Source organism: Bradyrhizobium sp. PMVTL-01 (assembly GCF_051861855.1).
In the GTDB taxonomy this organism is placed as follows: Bacteria; Pseudomonadota; Alphaproteobacteria; order Rhizobiales; family Xanthobacteraceae; genus Bradyrhizobium.
The window spans coordinates 2,069,236-2,088,097 of sequence record NZ_CP193982.1; the positions used below are offsets into that span (position 1 = coordinate 2,069,236).

An 18,862-nucleotide genomic window follows, 5' to 3' on the forward strand; every position below is an offset into this window, starting at 1 on the left:
GTCGGACTCACGACGTCGGTTCGCTCAAACAGGTTCAATTTCAAGGTCTCGCACTTGGCACAAGCCTTGAATAGAAAATACCATTCAGTATCGCCTCCCAAATAGTCGCAGTGATGGCTCACAAGATTATCGCCTCTCAGCACATCGTGTGCGTCGCGTGCGAATTTCGGGTTGCCCAATATCACTGTCCGGCTCTGCGCCCTCTTCCTCTTCCACACTGGTTTGGGATCATTGTCGACCACACCGCGATCGCGGTTCGCGCGGGCGCCCACCTGCGCGATGCCGGCGGATCAAGCGGTTCAGCTGTCTCGCCAAAACGCGGCAAAAGCTCGATGCAGTGGCGGACGCGCCGGTGAAATGCGCAAAGAGCCATCTTCATCGGCCGGCAAGCCTGCGAGATAAACTTGCGAGCAGGTCAAAGCTGATGGCGCGCCTCCTGTGAGGCGTAACTGCACAACTCAGCGCGTGAGTCCATCTTGGGCGCCGCGATCGCGAACTGAGTAAGGGAAGAAGAGACTTGGAGACCTAGCGGTCATCTGTCCGCTGAAGGCAAACCGGGCAACATGATTCTTGGACAAGATCACGGAAACAAGATCGAAATCGGCTTCGCTGCGCTGGCTGACGGGAGGGGCGGCTCGCCATCAAATGGCTGCTGAGCTCAGCGAAACCGCGAGACTAGCGTTGCCGATGGTGCTGGCGCAGCTTGGACAGATCGCGATGATGACGACCGATCTTGCCTTTATTGGGCGCATCAGCGCTGAGGCGATAGCCGCGGCAGCGCTGGCCGGCCGGGTTTATTTGACCGGCATCACCTTTGGCGTCGGCCTGCTCGCAGCGGTGACCTCGCTTGCGGCAGAGGCGTTTGGGGCGCACAATCTAGCCGCCGTTCGGCGCTCGGTGGGCATGGGACTGTGGGCGGCGCTGTTGCTGTCCCTCCCGATCACGGCGCTTTCGCTGGAGGGCGAGCAAATACTGCTCGCCGTTGGCCAAGCGCCTGACGCTGCGCGCCTCGCTCAGCAATATCTGCTCGGACTCGCTTGGGGCGTGGCGCCGGCGCTGTGGTTTGGAGTAATCCGTAGCTTCATGGGCGCAGTCCACCGGCCCGAGCCGATTTTTTGGATTACCATCGGGGCCATCCCCTTCAATGCCTTGCTGGTGTATCTGCTGATATATGGCAAGCTCGGCCTCCCACGGCTGGAGTTGTTCGGAGCAGGTCTTGCGACCACGCTAGTAAACTTTGCAACGCTTTTTGCCGGTTTGTGGTTCGCCACCGTCCCCCGCCCTTTTCGTTATTATCATGTGCTTGCGGGTCTCTGGTGCTTTGATTGCCGCTTGATGCAACAGCTGATCGTCATCGGGACTCAAATCTCCATCACATTTTTGATGGACGGAGCGATTTGGTCCGCTGCGGCGTTCCTGATGGGTATTATCAGCACCAGTGCGCTTGCCGCCCACCAGATCGCGTACCAGTTCGCTTCGATCCTGTACACGATCTTTTTCGGCATTGGCGTGGCGGCGAACGTGCGCGTTGGCCATGCGGTGGGTCGCAATGATGGTCCCGGCATCAAACGGGCAGGTATGGCCGCGTTCGTGCTCGGCATCGTAATCGCCGCAACAGTTTCGCTTGTGGTGATAGTGGCGCGTTTTGAGATCGCCGAGTTCTTTCTGGCCGACGCAGCCGATGCGACAATCAGGCTCGCTACAAACCTCCTTTTGGTTGGCGCAAGCTGTTTCATCACCACTGCCATGTACAGCATTGCTTTGGGCAGCCTGCGTGGTCTGAAGGACACGAGGGTGCCGCTTCTGTTCGCTGCAGTTGGTCAATGGCTGATTGGTCTTTCTCTCAGCTACGCGCTTGGTTTGAAGATCGGGCTTGGCCCGATTGGAATCTGGATCGGCCTATCAATCGGAACGACAGTCTACGCGGCGCTCTTAGTGGTTCGTTTCCGGCTGCTGGCGAGCAGGCTTGCTATTCAGAACCGATGCCCGGCGACCCAAATGCGCTAATTTGCGCAGAATTCCTTTTTCGAGGTTTTAAAGTGTTTGGTGTCGCCGATAGTCTCTCAGTTCCTGGATATATGCTCATGTCGTCGCCCACTGCACGTCGGCGTGCTCGGGTGCATCGAACGCAAAGCCATAACGATTAGGCAGCTTGTTAAATCGCAGTGTCGTCTTCACCGAGACTCTCACAACTTGATTGACAGTCGCGGCGTGATGGAGCTGTTAACGTGCGTGGTCATACCGCTCGAGCGGAGAGCTTTCATAGCGGAGTCCAGTTCCTGCCCAGAAGCTCGTCCAGCCGATGAGCTGGATGCTTAGCGATGACGGCAAGGAGATCCGACAGCTGGGCTAGCGGGTCGACGCCGCTCTGGGGGGCCGACTGTCGGACTAGGCCGAATGTTTTGAGGAAGAGCCCGTGGTTTCCGCGGCTTGCCGCCGGCCGATCGATCGACCTGATTCCATTCGGCAGCCTGGGATCTTACAGGGCCACTAGAGTAGGCGATAGCTTCGCCGCAGGGTTGATTCCCACGCCGTGTGGTTACTTGAGCTGAGCGAGGGCTCGTTTCTCGCGAGATGGGCATGCAGATAGTCCTGTGTCGTTTCAACCGACTTGACCGAGCCACAGTTAAGTTCCGGTCATCGACAGAGCCAGATGGCTGCATCGCCTCCTCGCGGCGCATCTCGCCCCCATACTGGGCGCGCTCGGCGGCTATCGAGGCACCGGATCGCCTCTCCTTCCGGATAGGCGAGAGCTACCAATAGGTGTGGCGCACGCACGTGTCTATGGTAAGCGGAATCGCGGGTAGTTGCGGCTCGACATTTCTGTCATGATACCAGCCGAGAAGTTTGCGGATAGCGAACCGATGCCCGAAATCGTGGACAATCCACTGTGTGACGGCTCGCGCTCTGGCTGAGCATCGAGCGAACGTATTGGGCCGCCGAGGCGTCCGGCCTCGGCCGCTTTTCTGAGCCGGCTCCTATATCAGTCCCGTAAACGGCTTACGTACCAACCCCCCAATGAAGAACTCGACCATCGATGTATAGTCGAAAACTGGAAGGCCGGTCGCCCTCTGGACTGAGGCGGCGTATGGGGGCAAGTCGCCGCACTCCAGTAGCAGCATCCCGATATCGGGCCGATCGTTTACGAGAGCCACGGCGGTATCCACCACATCCTTCTCGACGGCTTTAACATCCAGCCGACCTACGCTCCTAATCCAGCTCTCGGCAAAAGCGGGAGTATCCTCCAGTCCGACGATAGCCACCCTGCGCCCCAGGCTGGCGGGCAGACCTGCAGCTTCCAACATGTCCGGTGTCAGGACAGACTTGCTTGCGACCATGATGCCGAGTGCCTTGCCGCGGGGGAGCATCCTTTCGAGAAAAGGCGCGAGGAGAAGGCTCGACAAAAACACGGGTACATCCACCGCGTCGCGGACTGCCGCTTGATACTGGATCGAGTACCCGCACTGGCAGGTGATTAGTTGCGCGCCTTCGCGCGCAAGCTCTTTTGCGGCCTCAACGACGGTCGAGAGCATTTCGCCGGCGTCTGGCGCAAAAATCCGCGAGACACTCAACCCAGGCACCACCTTGTAGCGCGAGGGGACAGTCCATGTGCTGGCGTTGCCGGTGTCGCCAGGTATGAATGGGCGATTTTCGCTTCCCATGCGCTCCATCATTAGAATACCTAAAGGAGCACCGTTGAACGGCAATCGAGGCCAACGGTTGCCTCGAGGGATAGGAAGATCAATCATGCCTGACCTCATCGAACTAGCGAGTGCGCGCTCTCAAGTTGGGCTAAGAGTAAGTGTATGACGGTCTAAGCAAGATTAGGACCACTTTTCAATACAGTGGATGAAGTTCGGCGGCGCGCCGGCCTGCGATGAAGGCCAGACTTGACTTGACGCGGGTCGCGGGCTCGCCACAGTTTCGGCCGCCGCTTGCTGAGGAGGTCGAAATTTCTGCTGCATCCGGAGATCAATTTTGTACGCCTGACGCTTCGTGTCTCGATTTCTACATAAATATGTGGGTTCGCGGGCTGCCGCGGAATGCTTGAAAGATGTTGCTTAGCGGCTTCTGTTGCTCCTGAAACATCTTCACACGACACATCGCGCCGCGGCCATCCGGAGCAGGCTAAGGGCCTCCTAAAGTTGGGTGCACGGCCCTCGCTTACGAAAACGCGACTGACGCACATGGAGCCCTTCCGCGCCTTGCTGCAATGAGCGAGGTGGCGGGTAGGCTTGCGATCGCGCAGCCGGTGCGGCTCTAACGAGATACCCGGGTGGACGAGGCCTATTAGCCAGTGGTTCCAGGAGTTCAGGCTGCGCGCATCGTCGTGATCGGAGGCGGCGGCGTCGGGACGCATGCGGCGCGAATGGCGGCCCGGTCTGAGTGCCTAAGTGACAATCCTCGACCGTTCGATCCCACAGCTTCGCGAATTGGATAAACTGTTCGAGGGCCGTGTTCGTACCAGGTTCTCCACAATAGACATCTTTGAGGAGGGGGTATTTGCGGCGGACGTTGTCGCGGTGCAGTGCTCATTCCCGGCGCTAGTGCGCCGAAACAGGTCAGCCGCGATATGTTAAGTTCAATGCGCAAAGGCTCCGTGTTCGTGGACCTGGCGATCGATCCGAGTGGATGCTTCGGAGCATCGCGTGCAACGACACATGCAGATCCAACTTACGAGGTAAACGGCGTCATCCAGTACTGCGTCGCCAATGTGCCGGGAGCTGTTCCGCTCACCTTGAGCCAGGCTCTGAACGAAGGCGACGTTGCCTTCCGGTTTGGCTCGCCAACAAGGGCTTTGCAGCCGTGGTCGAAAATCCGCGTCTTCGCGCGGGCCTCAATGTGTCTCGAGGCCACCTAACTTACAGGGCCGTGGCCGAGAATCCCGGCCTCCTGTTCTCGGTGATCGATCAGGCCGCGCCGTGATCCACGAAGCCCTCCAGGGCCGTTTCCTCGCTGACTTGATAGTCCACTCTTGCGACGTGGCCTAGAGGACTGTTCAACTTTGCTCGAGCAATCTGAATTGCCAAAAGGCCGAGTTAATCGGCAGGATTGCGCGGAGCCACCGACGTCCGATCTGACAAATTGGTTTGGCTATGCTTGTGAGCGCGTCCAGTCCGTGTTTGCTTCACGCCGATGAAGGCCTGGGGCGCCATGCCAGACAGTCTAAGCGCCGCTGATGACAGGCGGTGTCGGTCTGGCCGATATATGCGACGTACGGCTCTCCGTGAATGCCATGAGTTCACGGCGTGTCACACGATTGCCGGTCGCCGGCGAAGTCATACTGGCGAGCCTTACCTGAATTGGCCGGTTAAGAATTGTTTTGTTGCTAGTGCATGCCGCCAGGTTTGCAATCACTGGGCCGAACTTCGCTTGGACCGCGATCCAGTACCTCTTCTTTCCAACGCACAGATCCGAAGGGGCGTTCCAGCATGCGACGCACGCGTATGGGCTCAGGGCCGATGTGGAACGCCATCGCCTGACGATCCAGCTCGCGCTCCGACAAGGTGGACCGGTTGCGCTGGCGCAAATAATCCAGCCATGTCGGGCAATGAAAGCGCTCGGTCCACAGTTCAGGATTGGCGATGTCCCGCGCGATTGACCAGCCGTAGGCGCCGTTCCGCTGCCGAAAGAGTTGCACCTCCTGCATCACGGTATGAAATGGGCGTGCTTTGTCTTGTGAGACTCTATATTCAATCTCAACAACAAGCGGCCCGCTGCGCCCGGTGAGCGGAAGCCGCACCTCTGGATCGGCCAGCATTTCGGCGTCGTCCTCTCGCGCTATGATCCGCGGCATCTCCAGCCAGAGACCCAGGATCGGGGAGGCGAACATCAGGGCGGCCGAGACTAGGAGCGCCGTTTCGACGCCCACAGAATCAGTCAGGTGACCCCACGCCCAACTCCCTACGGCAATCCCGCCTGAGCACGCCGTCTGATAAGCCGCGAGGGCGCGCCCGGCGACCCAGCGCGGCGCAGCAAGCTGCACGCCAATGCTGAAAAGCACCCAAGCCATCATCCACACGGCGCCCGCCAAGACAAGGGCGACTGCCGTCAATACCGGCTCGCGGCTCAGCGCCACCGCTGCAACCGCTCCGCTCATCGAGAGCGCGCAGGCGCGGATCGCGGCTTCGCCGCTCATCCGTTTGCGCAGCTCGGCGATGAAGAGCGCACCGATCACCGCGCCCAAACCAAAGGCACTGAGCATGATGCCATAGGTCGGCGCGCCGCCATGCAGAAGATCCCGCACTACCAGCGGCATCAGCGCTGTAATCGCGGCGCCGATCACCCCCGTCACCATAGAACGGGTCAGCACGATCCTGATCGATGGTGAATTGGCAATGTAACGCACTCCGGAAACAATGGCGCGACTAAGCCGTTCAGGTGGCAGCCGGGAGGGTTCGGAGATGCGTTTCCACAGGAACAGCGCGAGCATCAGCGGCAAATAGAGTAGGGCGTTGAGCGCGAACGCGGCCACCGCACCCGAGGCCGCCACAACAATTCCGCCGATTGCCGGACCCATGCTGCGCGCGATGTTGTAGCTGATGCCGTTCAATGCCACGGCGGCCGTCAGGATTCCCATTGGCACCAACTCGCGCACCGAAGATTGCCAGGAAGGTCCCATTAACGCCATACCAGTGCCGACGGCAAAGCAGAGTGCTAGTAAAATGTTTGGCGTGACCAGGCCGAGCCAGGCGAGCGCCGTCAGGGTGGATGCGCCAGCGAGTGCAATGCCTAGCGAGACCAGGGTGATAATCCGGCGATCGTACATGTCGGCAATGGCGCCGGCGGGCATCGCGATCAACATCACAGGCAGCATCAAAGCGGTTTGCACCAACGCGACCTCGTCGGCCGATGATGTCATCTCAGTCATTGCCCAGGCCGCTCCGACGCCTTGGATCAGGATGCCCAAATTGGAAAACAGGCTCGCTAACCAGATGTTTCGGAAGTTGGCATAACGAAGCGGAGCGGTGATGGCGTCGATGCCCGACGTCTGGAATTTAGACGGATCAGCCATTTCGGAGTTTTGCCTCTCCTGCCATCGCTTCATTCCGAGCCTGACCAGTGACAGCCCAAAAAGTTTGCCGCCGGAAATTCGTGCGCGCACTTTTCACCGAGGATGCGTTGCACAAGCTTGGTAAGAAGATCTCGTGAGCGAATGCCAGATCAGGTAACTCGCTAAGCTCACGTTGCGGGCGAGAAGTCTTTTTTCGTCCCATGACGGAGAGTCCCAAACGTCCAACGCGATCGCTGGACGGACGGATCGACCTACCGAGATTGTCTGAATGGTGTCCGCTCATGTCGTGCCTATACGAAGACTCCGCCACCGGCACGATTGCTATTTCCTTTTGGCCAGAGTCTCGGCTCGCTTAGAGGGAGCTGAAGTGTCGACCGTACCTCAAATCAATCCCTTGAATCGCTTGGTTCCTCAGCATTCCAAAATGCCGGAACCAGATCTGACAGTCGTTAGATCTTAGTCCATCTAAACGTTCGCCAATTCTAAAAGCATCGCTCAACTCAAGTATTCCCAATGCGCAAAATAGACGAAACATGGCGCTGATTTCCTTGCATTCTATGCGGGCGTACGACGAAAAAGCGCACAGCCAGGTAGAGACATGGCGATCAACTCTCAGCCGGAGTCTCAATCGGAATAGCAAAGCCTGCCTTGACGCGGTCCATTACCACCATCGTCTTGAACCCCTTGATGTCCGGGTTCTCATAGAAGAACCGTCTCGTGAATTGCTCGTAGTCCTCCATGGCGCGAGCGGTGATGTAAAGAACAAAGTCAGCGTCGCCGGTGACGTAGAATCCATTGACGACTTCAGCCGACGCCTTGATGGCCTTCTTGAACCTGTCGATAATGTCTGCACGCTCACGTTCGAGGCTCACGAGCACAAGCATTTGGATAGGTCTTCCCACCGCTTTCGCCGAAACAATCGAGACGTCGGCTTCGATAATCCCTTCGGAGCGGAGCCTCTTCAGCCGCCGTTGACATGCGGTAGCAGAAAGTCCTGCCAGTTCGCCGATCACCTCGGAAGTCAAACGATTGTTCTTTTGTACGATCTCGAGGATGCGGGCGTCTGTTCGGTCGTATTGCATCATGGGCTCCAGGTGAATTTCATCGTAAAACTTCTCCGCGACGCTGAAAACCGCCCTGTCGACGGTTAAATGCGACGCAAATCCCTTTGCAACATTAGTATCCTGAATGACGAGAAATTCAACAAAAGGCCGTCGGGACTTTTTGAAATGGTCTTACAAGCTGTTCGGCAACACAGCAGTCCCCATTTGGTTGGACTTGCCGCAAGCCGTCTTCAGGCTATGACTCGTCGTGATTTCGTGGCGGGTGCGGCGCTGATCGACGGCCGGTGGACCGCGGGCGCGCAAAGAGACGCGGTGGTCGACCCGGCTACCGGGGAAGAGATCGCAAACTTTGCCAGTTGTGCTGCCTCTGACATGGACGCCGCGATCGAGGCGGCCGAGAAATCCTTTCTCGCCTGGCGCCAGTTATTGCCGGCGAGCCGGGGGGGTATCCTTAGGTCTTGGGCTTCTCTGATGCGCGACCATTTGGAAGAGCTCGCCATCCTAGTTACGAGCGAGCAAGGCAAGCCGCTTGCAGAGGCCCGGTACGAGATCGCCTACGGTGCTGGGTTCCTTGAGTGGTTTGCTGCTGAGGGAGAGCGCGCCTATGGCGAGACCATCCCAAGCCACAAGCCTGGAAGTCTCCTTCAGGTTCGAATGCAACCGATCGGCGTCGCCGCGGCAATTACTCCGTGGAATTTTCCTATCGCCATGATCACGCGAAAAGCGGGGGCGGCTCTCGCTGCCGGCTGCCCCGTCATCGTGAAGCCTGCGCCCGAGACCCCGCTCTCCGCCCTCGCCCTGGCCAGGTTGGCTGAAGAGGCTGGCGTCCCTCGCGGTGTACTTCAGGTGGTTACCGGCAATCCAATCGAACTTTCGGCGCCTCTCTTGCGGGATCCGAGAATCAGAGCCCTTTCGTTCACGGGATCTACCCAGGTTGGTCGGCTGCTGCTGGAAGGGGCTGCGGCAACGGTAAAGAAAGTATCGCTCGAGCTGGGAGGGCATGCGCCCTTTCTCGTCTTTGACGATGTCTGCGTCGAGAAGGCCGTCAAGGGAGCAATGGCGGCGAAATTTGCCACCTCGGGGCAGGATTGCTTAGCGGCTAACCGGATCTACGTTCAAAGGAGTATCTATCGCAGGTTCGTCGAGGCCTTTGCCGCCGCGATGGTTCAGCTGACAACCGGTCACGGATTAGACCCTGCAACGGATATTGGACCAATGACGAAACTTTCGGTGGCCAACAAGTGCCGGGCCCAAATTGACGATGCGATCGCAAAGGGCGCGCGAAGGTCTTCGGTGAGGCAAGATGAACGTCTTGGCGCGAACTTCGTTGTTCCAACGCTGCTAAGTGATGTCAGCGACAATATGCTGATTGCCAGCGAAGAGACGTTTGGCCCGGTGGCTGCGGTGCTTCCATTCGACTCTGAAGAAGAGGTCGTCGCCCGCGCAAACGCCAGCGAAATGGGTTTAGCCGCCTACGTCTACACCGACAGCCTGCGGCGGGCGCTCCGACTTTCTGAGAGCATCGAGTACGGCATGGTGGGGATCAATACACCTTCGTTCACGGGACCACCTATTCCGTTCGGAGGCTGGAAGCAATCCGGTCTTGGCCGGGAAGGTTCGCGTCACGGCATCGAGGAATACATGGAACTGAAGTACGTGTGCTTCGGCGATTTGGCGGGTTAGGAGAACGGGAATGATCGATATAAAAACCATAGCTGAACAAGATCGCTCAACTGTTCTGCATCCCTTTACTCAGCTCAAGGACTTTGCCACGGGTAAGCTAGGTGATCCTACGATTGTTACTGGTGGCAAGGGTATTCGAATCGAAGATGCGCAAGGACACAGCTTTATCGATGGCTTCGCTGGCCTGTACTGTGTAAATGTTGGGTACGGTAGAACCGAGGTGGCCGAGGCCATCGCGCGTCAGGCGTACAACTTAGCCTACTATCACACCTATGCGGCCCACACGACCGAAGAGCTTGCGACATTATCGCACCGTCTAGTGCAGATGGCTCCAGGTAAGGCAAGCAAAGTGTTCTATGGGTTGTCCGGATCAGATGCCAACGAAACTCAGGCTAAGTTGGTTTGGTACTACAACAATCTACGTGGCCAGCCCAAAAAGAAGAAGATCATCTCGCGCGAGCGCGGATATCATGGCTGCTCTGTCATTTCCGGTTCGATGACCGGTATGTCGTTCTACCATGATCACATGGATCTTCCGTTTTCGGGCATCCTACATACGGGTACACCGCATCACTATTGGGGTGCCGAACCGGGAGAAACGGAAGGGTCATTTTCTCGCCGGCGAGCCGCTGAGCTTGAAGAGCTGATCACAAGGGAGGGACCCGAAACGATCGGCGCCTTCATTGCTGAGCCTGTCTTGGGAACGGGGGGGATCACGCCACCCCCTGCCGGTTATTGGCGTGAAATTCAGGCTGTGCTCCGACGCTATGACGTGCTTCTAATCGCCGACGAGGTGATTTGTGGGTTCGGTCGAACCGGCGCTGATTTCGGCAGCACGCTGTACGGGATGGAGCCAGATCTGGTGACTGTGGCCAAAGGCCTGACGTCCGGTTATGTGCCTCTCTCGGCGGCCATTGTCGGAGAGAAGGTCTACGTGGTTATGGAGGAGGCCGCCGATCGGGTCGGACCGTTCTCGCACGGATATACCTACTCCGGTCATCCGATTGCAGCCGCCGCTGCCAATGCGGTCTTGGACATCGTTGAGAAGGAGCGACTAAGTGACCGCGCCCGGATTGTCGGCGCTCACTTTCAGAAACGTCTCAAGGAGCGATTTTCGCAGCTAGAAATCGTTGGAGAAGTGCGAGGCGTGGGCTTGCTCGGCGCGATCGAGTTCGTTGCCGATCGCCAGACGAAACGCCGATTTGATCCGCAACTCAAAGTAGGAGCTCGTATCTCAAAGGCTGCTCGTGATCGGGGGCTTATCGCACGCGCAATGCCGCACGGAGACATTCTTGGCTTTGCTCCACCCCTCGTTGTGTCCGAATCGGAAATAGACGAGATTGTTGATTTGGCGTATCGCGCGACGAAGCAAGTAATGGACGAACTCGCAAAAGATTAGCAGTCGAAAGCGCAATCGCGGACTTTGCTCGATGGTGGCTCACCACCGTTCTGGATCAATATCCCGACGTGCCCTCGACCTAACCGAAAGCGCAAAGGCGATCGCAGAGCCGCCGAGCAGATGTGGCAGTGCCCGGCGTCTGTTTCGCGCGAGCGATAAACGATCCGCTCGCATTCCGAAATCCACATCGTTGCGCTCGAAAACGCCTCGAGCTTGCACGTCGTTTCGCTGACCCCGCGTCACGATCGGCTGGACGTCAAACTGACGTGTAACGAAAGAGCCCCTGACCGGCCGATATAATTCCAATGACCTGGCGGGCCGTCTAGGCGATGCCAGAGCCGACGGTGCGGGATTGCAGTAGTACTGTACGGCTAAGCAGGTGCTCAGCAGTAAGATTGTCGCACAGAATCGCGCGACAATGCCTCCTGGCAGAATGCTTGACATCGCAAGCTGCTGCTGAACTCCGACGCTCTTATGGCTGAGTGGCGCTCATCAGACGTAGCCGATCATCTATGTCGATTGTCCGAAGCTAACTGGTCGTCCGTTAAGAAGGCGAATTGAGCGGGGCGGGACGGCCGAACGTGCGCCATAGCTGGAGCAGGATGAGGCACAAGAGTTCTCTGAGCCAGGCGAGGATGCGGCGGAAGTTGTGGCCCACGGCTGAGAGGATGACGTTAGCCGCATCGCCGGCGCGGCCTTTGAGGTAGCAGCGGCCGAGGTGACCATCGGCCTTCAGGTGTCCGATGATGGGTTCGATGGCGGAGCGGCGGCGCAGCTCGCGCTTGATGACACCGAAGACGCCGCGCTTCTGGCCGGAGATAAAGATCCGTCGGGGATTTTGTGCGTCGTGGCCGCGGTATCCCTTGTCGACATAGGCCCGCTCGATCGCGCAGCCGGTGAGTGTCTCGGTGCGGTCGATGACGTCCCGCAAGGTGTGACCGTCGTACGGGTTATCGGGTAGCGCCCTGGCGTGCAGCACGAACAGGCCCCCGGGAGAACGGCGGTTGTTGGTGACGATGGAGGCTTTGACGCCGATCTATGGACCACGCCCGCGTTGCAAGAGGAATCGACAAAGGGATGAAGCGGTTTGCGCCAATCTATCCGGCTTCAATTTGGGGCTGTTGCCCCGAGCCATCATGGATATCCGCTCACTTCTGTCCTCAATAACTCGCCGGCCTCAAGAAGGGCCATGGAGTCGAACCAGGCTTCAGAAGTGTCGGTGGAACCGTTTCTCCATTCGTCCTTTCCGTCTCGCAAACCTCGGCGAGTTATTGTGCCTTCTGATCCCGACCTTGGATTTTCCTTTCCGGCCCTGTTTCTTATGCGGTGCGGCCCAGGAGGTTGGCGTCGTAGTCACGGCCCTTTGCGAGCATGCTCCAGGCCATGCGCGCAAGTTTTGCGGCCAGGGCAACAACCAAGACATTGGAGTGGAGCCGCTTCGACGCTGCCTCTAACCAGGCTGCGAAGCCATGCCGAGGCCAACTCTGACGCTGCAGAAGTACGGCTCTGGCACCTTGAATAAACAGCGTTCGCAGGTACCGATTACCGCGCCTCGATATGCGCCCGAGAATGGTTCGATCGCCGGTCGAGATTTGCTTTGGTACCAGACCAAGCCATGCTGCAAAGTCTCGGCCTTTATGGAAGGCATCACCGGTTCCGATGGCGGCGACCATCGCGCTTGAGATGATAGGCCCGACGCCGGGCGCACTCATTAGGCGGCGACAGTGTGGATCTTGATCAGCGAGTTCGTCGATTTCTTTCGTCATTGACGCGACCCGTCGGTCGAGATAGCGCCAGTCCTCGGCCAAGTCCTGAATGAGCTGGATCACGCGAGGCGATAAGTTGTCGTTTGGCGCTGAGAGAATCTGAGGAAGTGCCAGTCGGAGTGCTGCCGCTCCCTGCCGCACTGGTAGCCCTCGCTCAAGCAAAAAGCCCCGGATTTGATTGATGACCGCCGTTCTCTGCGTCACCAATCGACTGCGAACTCTGTGTAGTGCCTGTAAATCAAGTTGTTCGGCTGACTTCACTGGAACGAACCGCATTGTCGGCCGCTGAGCGGCCTCGGCGATCGCTTCAGCATCCCGAAAGTCATTCTTGTGACCCTTGAGGTATGGTTTGACGTACTGCGCCGGCAAGAGCCGTACTTGATGGCCTAATTTCTCGAGCCTGCGCCCCAGATGATGTGCGCCTGCACACGCCTCCATTCCGATCAGACAACGCGGAATATTGCCCAGCGATTGGTCAAGCTGATTTCTCGACCGCTTCTTGCGTAGCGTAATTGCGCCTGTGGCATCGAGACCGACGACGTGGAATGTGTTCTTCCCGAGATCGATGCCGATTGTGACAAGGTTCGTATTCGACATGGCTTGCGCTCCTGCTGCTGCCCCCCGCCGGGCTGCACGTTGCCGCTGAGAGCGGGCGTGGTCCATGCCATTAACTCGTAAGGCGCGGCTGCTTTGCCCTTGCCGATGCACTCCACCTCCGGGGCGTGGAAGGAATAAAGCTTGAAGCCGCGCTGGCGCTGCTGCTGCGAGCGGATCTGCGAGGCCCGGCTGAGCGGGAGGGCGAACGTGTTCTCAAGCACAGCCTGACCTTCGATCTTGCGGCGGATATCGCGGATGATCCGGCCCAGTCGGCTGCGCAGGATGCGCAACTGCCGCTGATGCCGCTTGAATTGCTTGGCATGGCCGTAGCGTCCCGCCATCATTGTCGCGGTTTTGGCAATGCGCAGATAGGACTGCCGCAGCTTGACCCCGTGCTTCCTCGCCAGACGGTTGAGCCCCTTGATCGCCGCGTGCAAGAGCTTGGCATCGGTCGGGAAGGTGATCGCCTTCGGCTGCACGGTGGTATCGACTGTGACCCGCTTGATGTCCTGGCTGCGTAACGCGCCGGCCTCGTGTGCCACCCGCAAGCTCTCGGCCAGCAACAGCTCCAGCTTGTCGCCGAGCCGCTTGCGCCAGTGGCTCAGGTCCGAGCGCTCGTGCGGGAATGCGTGCTGGAAGAACTCTTCGCCGGTGAAGTACTGGAAATATGGGTCGTGGACCCAGCGCTCGCACACCCCCTCATCGGACAGCCCGTAAATGTGCTTGAGCAGCAACAGCCCGATCATGAAGCGGCTCGCGATCCCGGGCCGACCATTCTCGCTATAGAGCGGCGCGATCTCGCCGTCGATCCAGTCCCAATCGACCTTGCCGGCGAGCTGAACCAGCTCGTGCTTCATATTGATGATTTGGTCCAGCCTGGCCCGGAACAGATCGCCCGATCCCGTCGTCCTGTGCTTCTTCGGTCGCATCGCCACCTCCGATGCGATGACGGAATCATGGTTGGCGATTCGACGGAATCCTGAAAATGAAATTGCAAGGTTCCGACGCCCGAAGCATCAAACCCCTGCAAACGCAAAACAGTCCACAACGACAAATGCGATTCTAGCTCAATCGCTTAGCCACTCTTCACGGACGACTAACTGTGATCGGTGCGTAGCGCGTGGGTCCCGACAGCAAGAAGCCATGACTGGTATTGCGCTAGTCTCACCGAACTGAACGGACAAAGGCCGATCAAAGGACCTGCAGGGACCAACCCAACACGGAGGGGCCCGATCAACCGTCATCGACGCAGGATTTATATCATAGATCAGCTAAAATGGAAGGAGTTCGACAACGCGGTGAGATAAGATGACGGGTCTTTTTGTGGGCGACGGGATCGGGGAGTGAGCTGGCAGGCGCACTTCCCGAGATTCACAACTCTCGTGTAGTATCCATCAGAGGTGCAAGATCTCTTTAGATGACAAAAGGGGAGCTTATATGCCGCTGAAATTCAACTTTCGTCGTTTGATGTGCGGACTAGGTGCCATTGCCAGCGTCGCCGCCGCCCCTGCGTACGCGCAGGACTTAAAAAAGGTCATTAACGCCGGCGATATTACGTATTATGCGCCCTATACTTTCAAGGATCCCAAAACCGGCGAGTTAATGGGATTCGATCGCGACATATTGGAAGCCATGGCGAAAAAAATGAGCGCGACCGTGAAATGGAGCGAGTATAGCTTCGCCGACCTGCTTAGCTTTGCTCCACTTAAGACCGGACGCGTGGACGTCTACGCCGGTGCAGCCATGACTGACACACCGGAAAGGCGGGCCAATGGGGTGAGCTTCATTGACTTTGTGTACGAACCCTTTGTGCTGTTCACACTTCGCGCGAAAGCAGACCAGTTCAAGGAGGTTGACGCATTGTGCGGAAAACCCGTAGTCGTTAACCGCAGCGGTACGGCGACGGCTTTGGTCAAGCGTTGGAGCGACGAGAATTGCGCCAAAGGAGGTAAGCCCGACGTTCAAATTCTAGGCAGCGACAGCTCCGCGACCAGTCTGTTGATGTTGAAGCAGGGGCGTGCGGAAGCCTCCCTCAACGGCGCTGGTTCACTTTCCTACTTAAACAGCGTCGAGGGTAATATCTACGTTCCTATTGGAAAACCCCTCAACAAGAACATGTATGGAATGGCTGTATTGAATGAGAGAAAAGAATTCACAGAGATGCTTAAGAAGGCGCTCGATGAATTGATCGCCGATGGCACCTATTCCAAGCTGCTTCAAAAGTGGGGGCTTCCCGATGAAAGCTCGATCGGAGAGACGTCGCTAATCAACGCGGGCTGGAGCACCTCAAAATAAACAACCGTTCGAGCCGCTGCATTGCTGCCTTGCAGCATCTGTTTGGGAAGTGCACTCGCGCTAGCCATGGGCCCGCTGCAGCTCAGCAGCGAACCATGTTCATCGAACACAAGGATCAATCCATTCGAGAGTCAGCGCCCGTTGCTGGGTACCGGACGACTCACGAAACAAGGCCCGTTTCATCGATGTGATCGGCACGATGCCTGATCTAACCGCGGGGCGCCGCAGACTGCTTTTCGCAAAGACATCCTTGAACGCTACCCGCTAACACGACAGCAGCTTCGTCAAAGCCCCAGTTATTGGGTTAGGCAGCCCAAAGACTTCATCGTAGCGTCCTAGCCACCAGGCTCAATTGAAGTATCGAATCGATCAGTACCCGAGGCCGATATCACACAGACCACGCATTTGGCGTTGATCGGGATAGACCTTCAGGTTGTTAGCTAACAAAGTTGCGCTCGCCTCATATGTATCTATTCGATTTCCACCGATATGCGGTGTAATGAGCGTGTTTGGTGCGCTCCAAAACGGGCTATTTGGCGGAAGGGGTTCTACGGAAAAAACGTCGAGGGCGGCACCAGCGATCGTGCCCTCCCGTAGAGCTGAGAGAAGTGCCGTCTCGTCGACGACCTCTCCTCGGGCCACATTGATGAGTACCGCGGTTCGCTTCATTGCATTGAATTCGGCCGCACCAAACAGCAGCCGCGTAGTTGCGACCAGTGGAACCGCCAGAGCCACGAAATCCGATTCGCTGAGCAGCCGGTTCAGTTCTTCAGGCGGATAAACGACGTCGACGTTTGCGATCTGCGTTGCCTGTCGCTTTGTGCCGACAACACGCATGCCGAGCTGCTTCGCATGGCCTGCGATCGTCATCCCGATCTGACCCAGGCCAACAACTCCCATCGTGCGAGTCGAAATCAACGGTTCCAAAGTGTAGTTTGTGTGTGGCTCCCAATGGTGCTTTTGTTGATCTCGCAATCTTCCCAGAAGATTCCAATGGAAAGCGAGTGTCGCCATCAGTACGATGCTGGCAGCTGTTTCGGCGGCAAAACCTTTCGCAGCAGTAACCATGATTCGAGGATTCTTGCGGCAATGCCCGAGAAACGCGTCTATCCCTGTCCCGGTACTCTGAATCCATTTGAGAGAGGTCAAGCGTGCAAGGACCTCGACGGGGCATTGGAAGGCGAACAGAACGTCTACATCGGACAAAGTCTCATCGTCCAATTCGTCGCCGGTCACATCTTCCACTCGCAGATGTCTGCTGATCACTTCAACATGCTCGCGGCATTTGGGATGGTGTATCAGCAGTCGAAGCCGCGAATCGTCGGCGCGATAAACGTCGATGAGACGGTAGCGATTTCCTTCACCTCGTTCAGCCAAATGATGTCTCCCACTATCTCGCTACTCATAGGACGAAACGCCCCGTCCATTTTGATTATAAAGACTATCAATGCTGAATCTCGGCACAATGTACCGATCGTTTGCTGAAAACATGCGAGATGAGCGACGCTCTTCCAAATACCCCGACCGGGTCTCTCAAAACGAGCGAGGGCGCCGCAAGATGACCGAGCGATAATGGATTGGGAATGCGCGCAGCGCGGGTAGCAGAGGTACTCGTGTGATCAGCTCTCGCAAGCGACTAACTTGCCTGATCCAGCGCGAACTGCACGGTCACGTTATCAGTAGATGCCCCAGACAGCGACTCAATGTGGCGAACATCATGACGCGTCACTGAAGACAGTCCTCGGCGCGATACTGCTGCTTTGAAAGTATTCGCGAGCAAGTAGGCGACAGTCATGGGGCCAACGCCGCCCGGGACTGGCGTTATATAGCTCGCGCGCTGACTTGCTTCATCAAAAGCAACATCTCCGACGAGCTTTTCAGTGCCGGTTAAATCAAACACGCGATTGATGCCGACATCGATAACTATTGCGCCAAGCTTGATCCAATCGCCCCGGACGAGGCCTGCGCAGCCGGCGGCCGCGACGATGATGTCTGCTTTTCGGCAGATGTCCGGAAGGTGTCGCGTTTGAAGCTGGGCAGCTGTCACGGTACATCCGGCATCACCAAGTAAAACCGCCAAAGGCTTTCCAACGATGTTCGAACGACCAATTATGACAACGTCGAGGCCGTTCAGATCGCGCGCGACGCTCTTGATCAAATGGATGACTCCCAGCGGAGTGCATGGCGCGAGACATGATTGACCTGCCGCCAATCGTCCGATGTTATAGGGATGAAAGCCGTCCACATCCTTGGTCGGATCGATAGCCTCCAGCACGCGCCAGCGATCGATGTGCCCTGGCAATGGAAGTTGAACAAGGATACCGTCAACGGAATTGTCAGCATTAAGTGTGTTGATTAGCTTCAGCAGTTCGGCTTGATCGACATTGCTCGGTAGGAGGAATTGTTGAGACTTGAATCCTGCGGCCTGCGCCTGCCTGGTTTTGGTCCTGACATAAACTGAACTGGCAGGATCGTTGCCCACGAGAACCACAGCCAGGCCTGGGGTAAAATTATGTTCGACTTGGAGGTGCGCCACATCGCGCATAATGCGACCTCTAAGCATCTCGGCGATCGTCTTTCCATCAACAGTAATTGCAGTCATGAGTCGTTTCCTGGAGACGTGTGCGCTCGGGCGATCAATGCAAAATAGGCGCCGCTGCATGTATTTGCGCTTGGCCTAGGCGAAGTACTTCGCGCACTTCGATTAGACGCAGAGCAGTGTCCTTCCAATTTGCCGCGCACAACTGTTTCTTCGGTGCAAGTCAATCTTTGAAGGATGCTTTCTAATCGGCGGAGCGGAATAATTGCCGATGCAAAATCTCAAAGTGCGCAGTAATTCAACAATTTTTCGCCCAGAACGCAGGCACCGGCATGGTGGAGACCCGAAGCATCGACGATCACTTCTCTTTGGATCCCCGAGCCGCAAATCTCTTACACGCGAGCGGTCTAGGGCTCCGTTCGTCGGCTGAGAGACGAGCGCAGCACAAAGACGATACCATCGTCGTGTTCCCAAATGTTGGGACGGCCAGTATTCACGGCCGTG

The 18,862-nt window shown here is 57.4% G+C and carries 10 protein-coding genes and 3 pseudogenes; 5 read left to right on the forward strand and 8 right to left on the reverse strand.

The genetic code is table 11. The features are described 5' to 3' along the window. Nucleotides 1–570: 570 nt before the first annotated feature. A complete protein-coding gene (locus ACRQ5Q_RS09425; protein ID WP_439397344.1) occupies nucleotides 571–2,007 on the forward strand; it encodes an MATE family efflux transporter in 1,437 nt (478 codons plus the stop codon). A 971-nt stretch (nucleotides 2,008–2,978) separates the two neighbouring features. On the opposite strand, the gene ACRQ5Q_RS09430 is transcribed toward ACRQ5Q_RS09425, so the two are convergent. Then, the gene (locus tag ACRQ5Q_RS09430; RefSeq protein ID WP_439397346.1) at nucleotides 2,979–3,662 is read right to left on the reverse strand and encodes an AroM family protein; all 684 of its coding nucleotides are present in this window, start codon (nucleotides 3,660–3,662) and stop codon (nucleotides 2,979–2,981) included. Between the two features lie 668 nt (nucleotides 3,663–4,330). Between ACRQ5Q_RS09430 and ACRQ5Q_RS09435 the strand changes: the two are divergent. Further along, nucleotides 4,331–4,861 (forward strand): annotated as a pseudogene (locus ACRQ5Q_RS09435) (hypothetical protein). A 468-nt stretch (nucleotides 4,862–5,329) separates the two neighbouring features. Here ACRQ5Q_RS09435 and ACRQ5Q_RS09440 read toward each other — a convergent pair. Beyond that, nucleotides 5,330–7,015, reverse strand: a complete 1,686-nt coding sequence (locus ACRQ5Q_RS09440) for an MFS transporter (RefSeq protein ID WP_439397348.1) — start codon at nucleotides 7,013–7,015, stop codon at nucleotides 5,330–5,332. Nucleotides 7,016–7,620: 605 nt separating this feature from the next. Then, the gene (locus tag ACRQ5Q_RS09445) at nucleotides 7,621–8,097 is read right to left on the reverse strand and encodes an Lrp/AsnC family transcriptional regulator (RefSeq protein ID WP_439399741.1); all 477 of its coding nucleotides are present in this window, start codon (nucleotides 8,095–8,097) and stop codon (nucleotides 7,621–7,623) included. A gap of 186 nt (nucleotides 8,098–8,283) precedes the next feature. Between ACRQ5Q_RS09445 and ACRQ5Q_RS09450 the strand changes: the two genes are divergently transcribed. Then, the gene (locus tag ACRQ5Q_RS09450) at nucleotides 8,284–9,762 is read left to right on the forward strand and encodes an NAD-dependent succinate-semialdehyde dehydrogenase (protein WP_439399743.1); all 1,479 of its coding nucleotides are present in this window, start codon (nucleotides 8,284–8,286) and stop codon (nucleotides 9,760–9,762) included. Between the two features lie 10 nt (nucleotides 9,763–9,772). Continuing rightward, nucleotides 9,773–11,161, forward strand: coding sequence for an aminotransferase (locus ACRQ5Q_RS09455; RefSeq protein WP_439397350.1), 1,389 nt, complete (start codon nucleotides 9,773–9,775; stop codon nucleotides 11,159–11,161). A 544-nt stretch (nucleotides 11,162–11,705) separates the two neighbouring features. Here ACRQ5Q_RS09455 and ACRQ5Q_RS09460 read toward each other — a convergent pair. The 3 genes and pseudogenes from ACRQ5Q_RS09460 to ACRQ5Q_RS09470 all read right to left on the reverse strand — a co-directional run. Beyond that, nucleotides 11,706–12,194 (reverse strand): annotated as a pseudogene (locus ACRQ5Q_RS09460) (IS5/IS1182 family transposase); the annotation flags it as partial. 286 nt (nucleotides 12,195–12,480) lie between these two features. Continuing rightward, nucleotides 12,481–13,524 (reverse strand): IS110 family transposase, encoded by a 1,044-nt coding sequence (locus ACRQ5Q_RS09465; RefSeq protein WP_128944741.1) that lies wholly within the window; start codon nucleotides 13,522–13,524, stop codon nucleotides 12,481–12,483. A 23-nt stretch (nucleotides 13,525–13,547) separates the two neighbouring features. Continuing rightward, nucleotides 13,548–14,453 (reverse strand): annotated as a pseudogene (locus ACRQ5Q_RS09470) (IS5 family transposase); the annotation flags it as partial. 508 nt (nucleotides 14,454–14,961) lie between these two features. Between ACRQ5Q_RS09470 and ACRQ5Q_RS09475 the strand changes: the two are divergent. Continuing rightward, on the forward strand, nucleotides 14,962–15,819 hold the full coding sequence (locus tag ACRQ5Q_RS09475) for a transporter substrate-binding domain-containing protein (RefSeq protein ID WP_439397351.1): 858 nt from the start codon (nucleotides 14,962–14,964) through the stop codon (nucleotides 15,817–15,819). Between the two features lie 369 nt (nucleotides 15,820–16,188). On the opposite strand, the gene ACRQ5Q_RS09480 is transcribed toward ACRQ5Q_RS09475, so the two are convergent. Together ACRQ5Q_RS09480 and folD are read right to left on the reverse strand one after the other, a co-directional pair. Further along, on the reverse strand, nucleotides 16,189–17,196 hold the full coding sequence (locus ACRQ5Q_RS09480) for a D-2-hydroxyacid dehydrogenase (RefSeq protein WP_439397353.1): 1,008 nt from the start codon (nucleotides 17,194–17,196) through the stop codon (nucleotides 16,189–16,191). A gap of 259 nt (nucleotides 17,197–17,455) precedes the next feature. Beyond that, nucleotides 17,456–18,421: a bifunctional methylenetetrahydrofolate dehydrogenase/methenyltetrahydrofolate cyclohydrolase FolD gene (gene folD, locus ACRQ5Q_RS09485; RefSeq protein ID WP_439397355.1), complete on the reverse strand. Its 966-nt coding sequence runs from the start codon at nucleotides 18,419–18,421 to the stop codon at nucleotides 17,456–17,458. Between the last annotated feature and the right edge of the window lie 441 nt (nucleotides 18,422–18,862).